This window comes from Ewingella allii (assembly GCF_044430645.1).
In the GTDB taxonomy this organism is placed as follows: Bacteria; Pseudomonadota; Gammaproteobacteria; order Enterobacterales; family Enterobacteriaceae; genus Ewingella; species Ewingella allii.
Window position 1 is genome coordinate 162,739 of record NZ_JAWUDN010000010.1, and the last position, 13,504, is coordinate 176,242.

Here is a 13,504-nt window from a genome sequence, read left to right on the forward strand (position 1 = left end):
AGAGCTGCCTCCAGCGGTTCGCTACGCCAGAGGCAGAGAGCGTTCAGATCACCCCTGCTTGCCCAGCATCAGGCGCAGCAGGCCGATAGCGTCAGCCTGCGGCAGGGCCAAAATATTGGAGTACAGGCTGATGGAAATGTCACACACCTTGGCACGGTCGACGGTCGCCGCGCCTAAATCATTAAACATCTGCAACTGGTCGCCGTAATCCTGATGCAACTTCTCCCTCACCGGCACCATCAGCGCCTGAGCTTTCTCGGCACTGAGGGTGGTAGGCTGGGTTTTCTGCCCGCGGCCGCTGGCTTGCAGCAGGTCGTTCATGGTGTCGAGGTCTTTTTTGAACAACTCTGGCGACAGCACCTGCGCCGTGTTCACCCCGCCGCTGATGTGTGGATACAAGAACTTAAAGCAGGTGCCGTCATGGCGCGCCTGTAGCTCCTGCATCTCTTGCAGACTGACACGCATCGCCGCCAGCACGTTGGCATCGGGGGCGGTGTTCATACGCTGAGAAATTAAGGCCGACACCATAGGCTTGACGGTATCAATCGCCTCTTGCTGGGTTTTCCCCTCTTCCCTCAGGCGCAGAATGTTACTGCGGATCTGCTGGTACAGCTCTGGCTCTTGTTCATTGATGGTCTTGAAAATAGGCAGTTCGGCCAGCGCATGGTCAATCTCCGCCGTCTGGCTGGAAGCCTGTATACGCGGTTTAATCAGCCCCGCGTAGAGGGCGTTGCCGCCAACCACCAGCACCAAAAACAGGATCACCGCGGGAGTTTTAGCCAGCTTGCCTTTCTTGTGCAGCATGGCCAGGATCGCGGCAATCACTACCCCGCTCACTCCCCACACCATCACCTCATTCCAGTTCATCAACGATTTCCTTTTTTTGGTCTATTTGCGCCACGGCATCGCGGCTGGCGTCTGCTCTGGCTTCGCCATGTAATTCGCTCAATTTGCCCGCGCGCATTTCTAACAGGCGATCGGCATGCTCAAAATAGTGGTCGTCATGACTAATAGCCAGCACGGTTTTACCCATGTCGCGCAGGAACGGCAGCAGCTCACGATAGAAAGTCCGGCGGAACTGCGGGTCTTGGTCCGCCGCCCATTCGTCGAGCAGCAAGAAGTCGCGCCCCTCACAGGCCGCCAGCAGCAGCGCAACGCGTTTACGCTGTCCCTGAGATAGCTGCAAATTTGTAACTCTGTCGCCGTCAAATTGTAGCTTCTCTTTCATATTCAGGCGCTGCAACCACACTTCCACCAGCTCGGGATCGGGTGTCTGGCCCTCGGCGGCCATCAGGCGACCAAACAGGTGGAAATCGGTAAATACGGCGGAAAACAGCTGACGGTATTGCTCCGGCTCACTGACTGGCACACCGTCAAGCAGGATTTGCCCCGAGCGCGGCTGATACAGCCCGGTCAGCAGCATCGCCATGGTCGACTTCCCGCTGCCGTTGCCGCCAATCAGGAACACCAGCTCTCCGCGCTTGATGGTCAAGTTCAGCGGGCCGACGCCAAAACCGGCATTCTGCTCTTTCTCGCCATAGCTGAAGGTCAGGTCGCGCAGCTCCAGCGTCTGCCAGCTCTGCGTTTTAGGGGCTACGGCAAATTCGGGCTGATACGGGGTAAGGCGCAGGCCGTTGAGCTTGCGGAAGGCCACCTGCGCGCTGAGTAAAGTCGGCAACGCACCAACCGCCTGTAGCAGCGGAGTGCGCAGGAACAGCAGTGTCAGGGAGTAAGTGGCGGCGACATTGGTATCGGACCAGCCCAGCGTATTGGCCATAAAGAACACTAGCCCAATCGCACCGAGCATCATAATGTTCGACCAGTTGACCGCGCTGAGGTGGAAGGTGTCGGCGCGAACAATGTGGTGGCGGTAGCTGGTTGCGTCCTGCACATACTCCTCGTCATACAGCTTGCGGGCGCGTTCGCGATTCAGCGCCAGCTCTTTACGGCCGTCGATCACCATCTGGTAATCTTTTTGCAGGCGATCTTCCGCTTCGCGCACGTGGTTCAAATGGCGGTAAACTCGCGACACCAGTGAGAAACCAACCAGAATGGTCACCACCAGCCACGCCACGGTGATCAGCAGCATTTTCGGCGACAGAAACGCCAGATAGGCGGCGCAGCCGAGAGTCAGAATAATGCCCTGTACCAGCTCCGGCAGGCGTACAAAGGCCAGCGTAATGGCGCGAATATCGCTACTCAGGCTGGCTAACAGCTGGGCGTTACCAATCTGCTCAATGCGCTCGATGTCGGTATCCAGAATGCGCTTAATAAATTGCCCGCGCAGGCGATAGATAAAGTGGTGGCCGAGGGTGGTGAGTGCCAGCTGGGAGCCGAGCGTCACCACCATCAATAACAGTAAGAAACCGAGGAATTCCGGCAGCACGGCAAGAGAGGCTTCGGTGGTTTCAATCAATTTCAGATTGATAAAGGCAATCAGGCCAATCCCTAGCGCTGCACTGGCCAGGCTCAGGGCCATCACTGCCAGAAAAGGCCAGCGATACTGCTTAAACACTACGCGTAACAACTCCATAAAATCTCGATTCCCAGAAAGTCGACAAATACAGCAAAGATATGAATAGCTGGGCAGTTTAATCAGCGGTGAATCGATATCAAGAATAATTCTCATTATTCCAGCAAGCCTCGAAGAAAAAGAAAAAAGCTGACAGCCCTGCGCGCAGTTCCTAAACTTCTGTAATGGATAAAGAACATGAACTTCGCCGAAGTAAACGTAATGCGCTGGGGTTGCTGCTGACGGCCGCCGCCCTGTTTGTTGTCACCCTCTTTTTGCCGCCTAATTTTTGGATTCTGGGGCTGAAGGCCATTTCCGAGGCGGCGATGGTCGGCGCTCTGGCCGACTGGTTTGCCGTGGTGGCGCTGTTTCGCCGCGTGCCGGTGCCTTTTATTGCCGGACACACGGCGATCATTCCCAAGAATAAAGACAAAATCGCCGACAATCTGGCAATTTTCGTGCAAGAGAAGTTTTTGGCACCGGACTCGATTGTCGAGCTGATCCGCAAGCACGATCCGGCGCGGATGATTTCTGACTGGCTAAATGCCCCGGAAAACGCCCCGCGTTTCGCCCATTATCTAGTGAAAATGATGCGCGGTTTTCTCGAGTTCACCGACGACCAGCGTATAGCCCAATTGATAAAACGCGCGCTGTTTCGGGTGATCGACAAAATCGACCTATCGCAGTCGGTGGCGACGATTTTAGAGAGCTTGACCAAAGACGGGCGGCATCAGGCTTTGCTCGATCAGGCGATGGATCAGCTGGAAGCCCTGCTCGCCAAGGAGAGCACGCGCAGCTTTATCTCCACCCAAATCGTCAACTGGATGAAGCGCGAACACCCGCTGACCGCCAAGCTGCTGCCTACCGGCTGGCTGGGGCGCAACGGCGCGGATATGGTGTCAAACGCCGTTAACTCGGTACTGGATGATATGGGCAATGACCAGAGCCACGCATTCCGCAAAGGCTTTGACCGTTCGGTGCAGAAATTCATCTGGACGCTGCAAACCGACCCCGCCGCCGCGCAAAAAGCTGAAGAGATTAAACAGTATTTGAAGAATGACGAAAAACTGAATGATTACGTCATGCAGCTGTGGAGCGACATGCGCGGCTGGCTCAGAGAGGATTTAGACAGCCCGAACTCGCGGGTGCGGCTGAAAATTACCGAGTCGGGACAGTGGTTGGGGCAGGCTTTGGAGCAGGATGAAAAGCTGCGCGACTCACTGAATCTGCAGATGGAAACCGTGGCGGCGCGCATGGCGCCTGACTTCGCAGAGTTTCTTACTCGTCATATCAGTGACACGGTGAAAAGCTGGGATGCGCGGGATATGTCGCGGCAGATTGAGCTGAATATCGGCAAGGATTTACAGTTTATTCGCATCAACGGCACGCTGGTTGGCGCCTTTATCGGGCTGATACTTTACCTGCTGTCGCAGTTGCCGCTGGTGATGCCGTGGGTGCTGGCGAGGTTGTAAAAACTCCCCCTGAACAGGGGGAGTGAGCCGATTTATTTCACGGTTTTGCTGAAGGCGTCCACTGCCAGAATGGCGTTTGCCACATCTTCCGCAGACAGATTACGATTCAGGTTGCCGAGGGTATCGCCCTCGCCTCCTGCGAGCTTGCCGACTTTCACCAGATTCTCGTAAGACTCTTTCTCAAGGTGCATCTCTTTGAGCGTGGTCGGCATGTTGATGGAGCGATAGAAGCGAATATAGCGGGCAATCTCTTCATCGGGGCGCTGCTCTAGCACCATCTGGGTCAGGGTGCCGTAGGCCACTTTCTCGCCGTGGGTCAGGTGGTGGATGTCGCCGGAAACAGCGGTAAAACCGTTGTGAATGGCGTGAGCCCCGGCCAGCCCGGCGTTTTCAAAACCAAGCCCGGACAACAAGGTGTTAGCCTCAACCACGGCCTCCACCGCCGGTGTCACCAGCTTCTGCTCGACGGCGGTATAGGCGCTGTAGCCATAGGTCAGCAGCGTCTTCTCACAGGCTTCGGCAATCGCCATACCGGCAATCGTAGGGTCGCCGCCGACCATGGAGTGCGAGTGGGAGCGCAGCACGGCCTGCGCCTCGACGAAGGTCGCCAGGCCGTCGGCAATGCCCGATGCAAACAGGCGTACCGGGGCCTGAGCGCAAACTTGGGTATCCACCAGCACCAAGTCAGGGTTCTTATTATAGAAACGGTAGGTGTCGAACACGCCTTCATCGGTGTAGATCACCGACAGCGCGCTGCACGGCGCATCGGTAGAAGCCACCGTCGGCACAATCACCACGTTTTGCTTTAACTCATCGGCAATGGCTTTGACCGTGTCCAGCGTTTTACCGCCGCCCAGCCCGACCACCACCTGAGTGCCCGCTTTACGCGCAATGGCGGTCAGCCGGCTGATTTCATTCGCCGAGGCTTCGCCATTAAATTTTTCGAAGTGAAATTCGACTTCGGCCTGCTTCAACGAGCTTTTAACGCGCTCGCCTATCAGTCCCCAAACCAGATCATCAGCTATCAGGAAGGATTTTCCGCCCAGCGCCGGAAGATAGCCGCCGAGTTCGTCCAGTACGCCACTGCCTTGTACGTATTTTCGAGGTGAAGAGAAGATAAATTTACTCATGATAAAAACCTCTTTCCATTGAAAAACCTACCCTGAGCCTAGCCTGTTCTGCGCCAAAGTCACATTATTAAATCTAATAATGATCGCATGGGAAGCTAAGAATTTAAGGCAGAAAAAAGATCCCGTTTTGCACGATGGAAAGAAGGCGAATTCAACTTTTTATATAAAGTTTCAACTATCGAATCCATCAATTAAAGCGGCTTTCACTTATCAATGGATGCCGTAGAATGCATCGCATTGGCAGCACGATGTAAGCAGTTGCACAAGGTCAGCTCGCTGTTAGCCATCCTGTTTAACTTTTCATTTTAAATTTAATAAATTCCGAATTAGCTGGCGCGCCAATCAATAAACAGCGCCAAATATGCAGGGATTGGGGGATAACATGTATAACTTCCAGCGCTATCAGGCTAAAGAATTGGCTCTCGCTTATATGAGCGGCAAATCACACGATTTCTCGCCACAAGAATTTTTGCAGCAAGTGAAAAAGATGGAGAAATCCTTCGATAGCCTGCTGAGAACCGGCCAAGAACCTTCCCAAAGAGAAGTTCTGGTAAAAGCGTTCTAAGAATCATTGCGTGGGTCTCCTGTGTCGGGTAACCAGCAAGATAAGCTTCTGATTCACCTGCGAATATAGAAGTAAAAAATAGAAGTAAAAAAGAAGCCCCGCTCGCAAGAGACGGGGCTTTCTCATTTCTGCATCGCCAGCGGATTAGCTCATCTGGCGGTCATCAATGTACTTACGCTTATCCGGGGCCGGTGGGAAATACTGGTACAGCCAGGTTTCTGACAGCGCGGTGTTACCCGAGCGCAGGAACATGCGCAGCTCGACCGGCGCGACAGAATCGCTGTCCGGGTACCAGTCGAACAGGATGCGATAACCATCGAACGGCTGCACGTACAGGATTTCAATGTTTTTAATCTTACCGGCAGAAACATTAATCACCGGCTCGATGCCTTTATCGGCGTAGGATTTCAGCTCGCCGCCGATGAAATCGACCGCGAAGCGGCGCGCCCAGACGTTAGGATAATGCTCGCCCGGCGCCCAACCCTCAGGGAAACCGCCCATGCCGGTGCGGGTGGCCAGCACGTTGGACAGCGGGCTGCGCTCCGGCGGCTCGCTGCTCCAGTAAAGCTTGTAGCTGAAAGTGAAATTATCCCCAGCCTTGACCGGCTTCTCCGGCTGCCAGAAGCAGACGATGTTATCCAGCGTCTCGCCGGTGGTTGGGATCTCCAGCAGGTTAATCGCCCCTTTCCCCCAGTTGCCGACCGGCTCTACCCACAGGCTCGGGCGCTTGTTGTACCAGCCAATCACGTCCTGATAATTGTTGAAGTCGTGGTCGAGCTGTAACAGGCCAAAGCCTTTCGGGTTTTCATCTGCAAAGGCGTTGAACTGCAACTTTTGCGGGTTATTCAGCGGGCGGCAAACCCATTCGCCGTTGCCGCGCCACATGGCCAGGCGATCCGAGTCATGAATTTGCGGGTGAATGGTGTCGCAGCGGCCGCGCTCGCTGGTGCCACAGCTGTACATGCTGGTCATTGGCGAAATGCCGAGCTGCTTGATGTCCTGACGCGCATTGAGGTGCTTTTCGATTTCCATCACTACGCGCGTTGGCTCGCAGTGAATGATGAAACGGTAAGCGCCGGTGACGCTTGGGCCATCTAACAGGGCGTAAACCGTGAAGGTGGTGTCGCCAGATTTTGGCGTTTCAAACCAGAACGCGGTGAAGTCCGGGAACTCTTCCGGCTGGCCGACGAAGGTGTCGACGGCCACGCCACGGGCAGATAAGCCATACTGATAAGTGTCATCCACGGCGCGGAAATAGCTCGCCCCCAGGAAAGAAACCACGTCGCGGCGGGTCAGTTCAGGGGCTTTGTTGACTTTGAAACCGGCGAACCCGAGGTTGGTAATGCCCTCCAGCTGCTTGGTGTCGACCCCGGCATTGTGATACTGGAACAATTCAGGGCGGAAGTGGATCTCACGCGCCTGTTTTTTGTCGGCATCAACGGAATACATCTGCACGCGGCGCTTAAAGCCCATGCCGACGTGGAACAGCTCGACGTCCAGCTGGCGGTTTGGCAGGTCATGCCACAGGGAGTGGGCGTGATCATATTCAATGGCGTTGTACGCCTGCGGTGTTAGCTCTGCCAAGGTTTTAGGCAGAGGCTGCGGCGCGCCACCGTAGGGCTTCGACGCCAGGGAGCTGGCCATCTTTTGCAACACGGAGAAGTCAAAAGACGTTGCACCACCGTCTGCAACATTCCCCTGCGCTGCCTCAGCAGATCGCGTGAACACTGATGCCATTGCTGGCACCCCGCAGTAGGCGGCAAACGCCATTGACGCTTTAATAAATGCTCTTCGTTCCATGCCAGAGGGTTTCCTGTGCCGGGCAAGTCAAGTTATCCGCAACGCCGTAGCGCCGAAAGGCATGTTGCCGAAAGTGGCACACAAGGGCATCTGCGGGATGTAAAAATACGACCCTAAGGCTAACGTAAAATTCCCATGGCGAGTACCACAAAATTGAATGCTTTCAGCTAAAAATAGCTTGCACAGAACGCGGGCTTACGGCATGCCAAAGCTCCGGCATACGGGGGATGAGCGATAATTTAACCATTTAGATATCGCTAAAGAGACGGCCGATTAAGAGCGTTCATAAAAGCAGCAAAAAACCGTTTTTTAAGAGGATTCCGTGACCACCTAAGTTAACAAAACGTTATTAATTAATGAATTATTGTTTAAAGCTCAAGCCGAAACGCCGCTTTGCGATATTGCAGCGGGGTGCGGCCAATCAGCTTACGAAAACAGGTAATAAAATAGGGCGTATCGGCAAACCCGCACTGACCCGCCACCTCTTCTATCCGCATATCGGTGGAGCGCAGCAGCTCACAGGCGCGTTTGATGCGCCGCGTCGCCAAATAGTCCACCACCGAGCCGCCCGTTTCTTGGCTAAAAACTCGCGAAATATAGCTTTGCGACAGTCCAATCGCCGTCGATAACTCGGCCAGCGAAAACTTCATCACGTAATTCTCTTCAATCCACTGCATCACTTTGGAGGCCGTGGTGCGGCTGACGGTTTTGCGCTTCACCTGCTGCTCGGGCATGAACTCCATCAGCTGCAATATCATCATGGCGATATCCTCCCACTGCGGCGTGGCGGCCAGCTGTAGCCGCTGGAAGCTTTCGAGAATGGTTTCGATATGCTGAGCGTTATCTGCTAAATCAAAGATATGCGCATCGCTCTCCGCGCCCCACAGGCGTGAGAAGTGCGCCCGGCGCTGGGGGAAACAGTGCAAAAAGCCGTCCAGCAGCAGGTGATCAAGATGCACCGTGGTGCGGACATAGTGGTTTTTCTCACTCTGCTCGACAAACACCTTGTGCAACTTAAAGGGCGGAAAGACAAACAGGCGGCCGGGGCGCAGCGTGTACTGTTGATTATCAACAATCACTATCCCGTACCCCTGACTGATAAACAGCATCTCTAAACATTGGTGCCAATGAAAATAATTGGCGCTGCCCCTGCTCATGCGATTAAACGAGATCTGCCGATCGTTTAATGCAATGCGTTCGAGAAAGTCGGTCACCGCCATAAAGCTCCCCCACCCGATGACAAGAAATTAAAACTTTTAAGTCACTTTTTATAATTTAGGCTCTTTTCTGCTCCAATCGGCAATAGCAATTTAAAAAAATGCACTGTTATGTGACCCGTATAACAATCGGGCAAAACAGATTCTCTATATTCCAATGGCAAGTTACACACTCGTTGCAGTTGATGAAACAGCGTAAAAATAGAATTGAAATAATGTTTCACATACTTAATGCCATTATTTGCTCAGCCCTTTCGGGGGAAGGAATATCGAATGAATCAGGTGAAAATCAAGAGTGATTACCCGCTACGCACTCGCCAACAGGTGAAAGATCTGCTGGGCGATATGCTGTCTGCCGTCGCGCCCTATACCGAAGAAGGCAAAAGCGGCATTGACCTCGGCCACTCCACCACCCATTACGGTAAAAAGATAGCGAAGATGGAAGCCCTGTCGCGCATGCTGTGGGGCATTTTCCCCCTGCTCGCTAATGGCGATGAGTGTGAAAACCTGTCGTTTTACATCACGGCGATCCGCAACGGTACCAACCCCGAGCATGCCGAGTATTGGGGCGATATTCACGACTTTGACCAGCGCTGTGTGGAAATGGCGGCTTTTGGCGTCGGCCTGGCGCTGCTGGATAAAAAGCTGATGGCCTATTTCAGTGACGCCGAGCAGCACAACCTGATGGACTGGCTTAACCAAGGCAAAGACGCCACCATCCCTAATAACAACTGGAATTACTTCCCCATCATGGTGCAGATGGGCTGCAAGCAGGCCGGTTTGCCGTGGGACCGCGAGGCGGTCGAGGCCCGTTTCGCGCTGATGGAGGCCTATTACCTCGGCGACGGCTGGTATTCCGACGGGCCGGGTCGCCCGCGCGACTACTATGTGTCGATGGCATTTCACTACTACGGCCTGCTGTACGCCAACTATATGGCGGATGTCGATGCCCAACGTTGTGCCCAATTGCGCCAGCGCGCGCAGCAGTTCGCCGGGGATTTCATTACCCTGTTTTCCGCCGAAGGAGCCGCCGTGCCCTTTGGCCGCAGCATGACCTATCGCTTCGCCGAAGCCGCCTTCTGGAGCGCCGCCGCGTTTAGCGGGTTGGAGGTGTACTCCCCCGGCGTCATTAAAGGCATTGTCCTGCGCCACCTGCGCAGCTGGCTGAAACAGCCGATTTTTGACCGCGACGGCGTGCTGAGCATTGGCTATCACACGCCGAATCTGGTGATGGCCGAGGATTACAACGCGCCCGGCTCTCCTTACTGGGCCTGCAAGCTGTTTCTGGTGCTGGCATTGCCCGAGAACCATGCTTTCTGGCAGGCGCAAGAGCTGCCTTTGCCTCAGCTCAACAGCCCGCACTGCATTCCTCACGCCAATCAAATATTGCTGCGCGACGCGGCGCAACGGCACGTGGTGATGCTGACGTCAGGCCAGCTGGAGCTGAATAACTTCGTCAATACCGAGGCGAAATACACCAAGTTTGCCTACTCCAGCCAGTTTGGTTTCACCCTCGACCGCGGCCGGTTTGGCCTTAATCACGCGGGCTGCGACTCGATGCTGGTACTGTCAGAAGGCGATGGCTACTACCGTGGACGCCGTGGCTGCGAAGAGGCAGTGACGCGCCCAGAGGTGATTTATTCGCGCTGGAAACCCTGGCACGACGTGGAAGTGAAAAGCTGGCTGTTCCCCTGCGGCGAGGGCCATCTGCGTTTGCACCATCTGACTAGCGCCCGCGCACTCGACGCAGTCGAAGGCGGCTTCGCCGTGATCCATGACCGCCAGACGCAGGTACAGTTAGGTGTAAATACCTCATCAAGCCGGATCGTCGCCTGTAACGGCTACAGCCACATCGCCGACGTCGGCGAGGCTACCCCGCGCGAGGCGGCGAGCGTAGTAACGCCGCCCAATAGCAGCATTATGTTCGCCGAAACCGCGGCCATTCCGCTGCTCAAAACCTCCCTTTCCCCCGGCTCGCACTGGTTGATGTCCGCCGTGTTCGCCTCTGCCGATGTATCAGCTATGCCAAAAATCTTACCCCGCGTTATTCGCGGTGAAAGCGAGATAGAGATCCACTATCAGGGCCGTCACTGGACCGTCATCCTTTAATTATTCGGTTGTCAGGAGTCAGTATGAAAACAATAAAAACAGCCAGTAAGTCTGCTTATTATAAAATGAGCAGTTTCATCTTCCTCTATTTCTTCACCTGGTCTTCCAGCTTCGGCTTATATGCGTTATGGCTGGGACAAAAGGCCGGATTAGACAGTATGGATATCGGCGCGGTATTTGCGATTAACGGCGTTTTCGCCGTGGTCATGAAACCGGTCTATGGCTATATCATGGATAAAATAGGCATGAGTAAAAGCCTGCTTTATTTCGTGGTGATCGTCTCCGCCATGATGGCCCCCTTCTTTATTTATGTTTACCAGCCCCTGCTGGAAACCCATTTAATGATCGGCATTATTATCGGCGCGCTCTATTTAAGCCTGGGCTGGTACGCGGGCGTCGCGGCGTCGGAATCCTATGCCGATCGCTTTAGCCGCCTATACAGCATGGAGTTCGGCCAGATTCGCATGTGGGGCTCGCTCGGCTGGGCGGTGGCGGCATCGTTTTCCGGCCTGCTGTTTAACCTCTCTCCGGCGTGGAACTTCAGTCTGAGTAGCCTGAGTTCGCTGCTGATGCTCGGCGTGCTGCTGTCGCTAAAAATTGGCGAAGCCGAAATGCGCAATAACAATGTGATTTCGCAAGACAAAATCGTTTTTAGCGATGTCATTCTGCTGCTGAAGAATCGCAAATTCTGGATGTTTTCCCTGTACGTCGCCGGTGTCGCCTGGGTGATGTTTGTCGCCGAACAGCAGTTTTCGCGCTACTTCGTCACCTTCTTCCCGACCAAAGAGCAAGGCAACGCCATGTACGGCTACCTCAGCACCGTGCAGTCTGGCACCGAGTTCCTGATGATGATGGTGATCCCTTTCTTGGTGAACTATTTCGGTGCTAAAAAGGGCTTGTTGCTGGTTGGGGTGGTGGTCGGCGTGCGGCTGATTGCCTCTGGGTTGACCAATGACCCGCTGATTATCTCGATCATCAAACCCTTCTATGGTCTGGAAATTGCCCTGATTCTGGTGTCGGTTTTCAAATATATCGCCGAGCATTTCCATAAACGCGTCAATGCCACCATGTACCTGCTGGGCTATCAGGCGATGATTTATGTCGGCTCCATTGTGGTCGCCCCGCCCGCTGGCTACTTCTATGACCGCATCGGCTTCGCCCATACCTACCTGATCATGGGTGGCATCGCGCTGTGCTTCACCCTGATTTCCGCCTTTACCCTGTCAGCCTGCCACAGCCGCCGCCATGGCGTGGTTCAGGCCCCGACGCCCCCAGAGGTTAACGCCGCCGCGCCTTTAACCCCCGTTAAACACTAATTTGCGACTCGATTGCTAAGGGAGAAATAATGACCGTGACCATAACCAAAGAGAAGCTGCTGCCGGTTGAGCTAAACCAGTTGGACAAAATTGCTCTTCGCCAGCAGTTGGCCGAAGCCCGCCAGCGGGTGCTAAAGAAAATCGACCGCAACAGGGTCAAATTCGAGGGGAAATTCCCGGCTGAAACCTGTGAAAACAATCATTTTGCGTTAACCGAAAATGTCGAGTGGACCACCAGCTTCTGGAGCGGACAGCTGTGGCTGGCGTGGGAGATGACCGGCGAGGAGAAATACCGGCTGGCGGCGGAGCAGCACATCCACTCCTTCGGCAATAGAATTGCTAATCGCATCGACACCGCCACTCACGACTTGGGCTTCCTCTATACCCTCTCCTGCGTCAGCGCGTGGCGACTCACCGGCAATCGCGAGGCGCGAGGCTTTGCCCTGCTGGCGGCGGATGCCCTCATGGAACGCTTCAACCCGCAGTCGGGAATTATTCAGGCGTGGGGCGATTTACGCGATCCGGAACAGGCTGGCCGGATGATCATTGACTGCAATATGAACCTGCCGCTGCTCTATTGGGCCAGCGAGCAAACCGGGGAACCGCGCTACGCCGAGGCCGCGCGCCGCCATGCTCAGCAGGCCGCCAACTATATTGTCAGGCCGGACGCCTCGACCTTCCACACCTACTATATGGATACGGTGACCGGCGAGCCGCGCTTTGGCAATACTCACCAAGGCTATGCCGACGATTCATGCTGGTCGCGCGGGCAGGCTTGGGGGATTTACGGCTTCCTGCTCAGTTACCGCTATACCGGCGACAAGGAGATGGTGGAGTTATCGCGGCGACTGGCTCACTACTTCCTCAATCGCCTGCCGGAAGATGACGTCTGCCACTGGGATCTGGCCCTGCTCGGCACTAACCAGCCGCGCGACAGCTCGGCCGCCGCCATCGCCGTGTGCGGCCTGCTGGATTTGACTCAAGCCCTGCCCGCCACGGATGAAACACGTGCCTACTATGAGGAGATGGCGCTGCGCATCATGGCGTCGCTGACCGCCAACTATCTGGCGGCCGATGACGAAGATTGCGACGGCTTGCTCAAGCATTCCGTCTACCACATGGCGAGCGGCAAAGGGGTGGATCAATGCTCTAGCTGGGGTGACTACTTCTATGTCGAGGCGCTGGTACGCCTGACGCAGTGCTGGAAACCCTACTGGTAAACTCTGCGCAATACCTCAAGGCGGCTGCGGCCGCCTGACTTCTGGCAGTCCCCCTCCCTTATGACAAAAATGCGAGCCGGATCTCACTTATAAATTCAACCTCCTCCGCCAAATGCCGATGACTAAAGATGGCGTTTTTCGTCACGGCAGGGTTAGCCCGCTG

Annotated in this window: 10 protein-coding genes; 5 read left to right on the forward strand and 5 right to left on the reverse strand. The window is 55.0% G+C overall.

What is annotated here, in order from left to right:
• Window positions 1-48: 48 nt before the first annotated feature.
• Together SBO83_RS19045 and SBO83_RS19050 are read right to left on the reverse strand one after the other, a co-directional pair.
• Entirely contained in the window at window positions 49-867 is an 819-nt protein-coding gene (locus tag SBO83_RS19045) for a hypothetical protein (RefSeq protein WP_396132582.1), read from the reverse strand.
• The gene (locus SBO83_RS19050) at window positions 854-2,533 is read right to left on the reverse strand and encodes a multidrug ABC transporter permease/ATP-binding protein (RefSeq protein WP_396132583.1); all 1,680 of its coding nucleotides are present in this window, start codon (window positions 2,531-2,533) and stop codon (window positions 854-856) included. The genes SBO83_RS19045 and SBO83_RS19050 overlap by 14 nt, the downstream gene beginning before the upstream one ends.
• A gap of 164 nt (window positions 2,534-2,697) precedes the next feature.
• Between SBO83_RS19050 and SBO83_RS19055 the strand changes: the two genes are divergently transcribed.
• Window positions 2,698-3,984 (forward strand): DUF445 domain-containing protein, encoded by a 1,287-nt coding sequence (locus SBO83_RS19055; protein ID WP_396132584.1) that lies wholly within the window; start codon window positions 2,698-2,700, stop codon window positions 3,982-3,984.
• 32 nt (window positions 3,985-4,016) lie between these two features.
• Here SBO83_RS19055 and SBO83_RS19060 read toward each other — a convergent pair whose 3' ends face one another.
• Window positions 4,017-5,114, reverse strand: a complete 1,098-nt coding sequence (locus SBO83_RS19060) for a glycerol dehydrogenase (RefSeq protein ID WP_353501698.1) — start codon at window positions 5,112-5,114, stop codon at window positions 4,017-4,019.
• 382 nt (window positions 5,115-5,496) lie between these two features.
• Between SBO83_RS19060 and SBO83_RS19065 the strand changes: the two genes are divergently transcribed.
• Complete coding sequence (locus SBO83_RS19065; protein WP_034789500.1) at window positions 5,497-5,679, forward strand: hypothetical protein; 183 nt, start codon at window positions 5,497-5,499, stop codon at window positions 5,677-5,679.
• A gap of 144 nt (window positions 5,680-5,823) precedes the next feature.
• Here the strand turns inward: SBO83_RS19065 and SBO83_RS19070 are convergent, their stop codons facing one another.
• Window positions 5,824-7,479 carry a glucan biosynthesis protein D gene (locus SBO83_RS19070; RefSeq protein WP_353501697.1) on the reverse strand — a complete coding sequence of 552 codons (1,656 nt, stop codon included), beginning with the start codon at window positions 7,477-7,479 and terminating at the stop codon, window positions 5,824-5,826.
• A 368-nt stretch (window positions 7,480-7,847) separates the two neighbouring features.
• Complete coding sequence (locus SBO83_RS19075; RefSeq protein ID WP_396132585.1) at window positions 7,848-8,699, reverse strand: AraC family transcriptional regulator; 852 nt, start codon at window positions 8,697-8,699, stop codon at window positions 7,848-7,850.
• Between the two features lie 270 nt (window positions 8,700-8,969).
• Here SBO83_RS19075 and SBO83_RS19080 point away from each other — a divergent pair, with 270 nt between their 5' ends.
• The 3 genes from SBO83_RS19080 to SBO83_RS19090 are packed head-to-tail and all read left to right on the forward strand — an operon-like array spanning window position 8,970 to window position 13,341.
• On the forward strand, window positions 8,970-10,805 hold the full coding sequence (locus tag SBO83_RS19080) for a DUF2264 domain-containing protein (protein WP_396132586.1): 1,836 nt from the start codon (window positions 8,970-8,972) through the stop codon (window positions 10,803-10,805).
• Between the two features lie 23 nt (window positions 10,806-10,828).
• Complete coding sequence (locus tag SBO83_RS19085) at window positions 10,829-12,121, forward strand: oligosaccharide MFS transporter (RefSeq protein WP_353501694.1); 1,293 nt, start codon at window positions 10,829-10,831, stop codon at window positions 12,119-12,121.
• A gap of 29 nt (window positions 12,122-12,150) precedes the next feature.
• On the forward strand, window positions 12,151-13,341 hold the full coding sequence (locus tag SBO83_RS19090) for a glycoside hydrolase family 88 protein (protein WP_396132587.1): 1,191 nt from the start codon (window positions 12,151-12,153) through the stop codon (window positions 13,339-13,341).
• The last annotated feature ends 163 nt before the right edge of the window (window positions 13,342-13,504 follow it).

Bases quoted from the DNA above. Each gene is read 5' to 3' on its own strand.
- SBO83_RS19075 (WP_396132585.1), bottom strand. From the start codon at position 8,699: ATGGCGGTGACCGACTTTCTCGAACGCATTGCATTAAACGATCGGCAG.
- SBO83_RS19045 (WP_396132582.1), bottom strand. From the start codon at position 867: ATGAACTGGAATGAGGTGATGGTGTGGGGAGTGAGCGGGGTAGTGATT.
- SBO83_RS19055 (WP_396132584.1), top strand. From the start codon at position 2,698: ATGGATAAAGAACATGAACTTCGCCGAAGTAAACGTAATGCGCTGGGG.
- SBO83_RS19070 (WP_353501697.1), bottom strand. From the start codon at position 7,479: ATGGAACGAAGAGCATTTATTAAAGCGTCAATGGCGTTTGCCGCCTAC.
- SBO83_RS19085 (WP_353501694.1), top strand. From the start codon at position 10,829: ATGAAAACAATAAAAACAGCCAGTAAGTCTGCTTATTATAAAATGAGC.
- SBO83_RS19080 (WP_396132586.1), top strand. From the start codon at position 8,970: ATGAATCAGGTGAAAATCAAGAGTGATTACCCGCTACGCACTCGCCAA.
- SBO83_RS19060 (WP_353501698.1), bottom strand. From the start codon at position 5,114: ATGAGTAAATTTATCTTCTCTTCACCTCGAAAATACGTACAAGGCAGT.
- SBO83_RS19050 (WP_396132583.1), bottom strand. From the start codon at position 2,533: ATGGAGTTGTTACGCGTAGTGTTTAAGCAGTATCGCTGGCCTTTTCTG.
- SBO83_RS19065 (WP_034789500.1), top strand. From the start codon at position 5,497: ATGTATAACTTCCAGCGCTATCAGGCTAAAGAATTGGCTCTCGCTTAT.
- SBO83_RS19090 (WP_396132587.1), top strand. From the start codon at position 12,151: ATGACCGTGACCATAACCAAAGAGAAGCTGCTGCCGGTTGAGCTAAAC.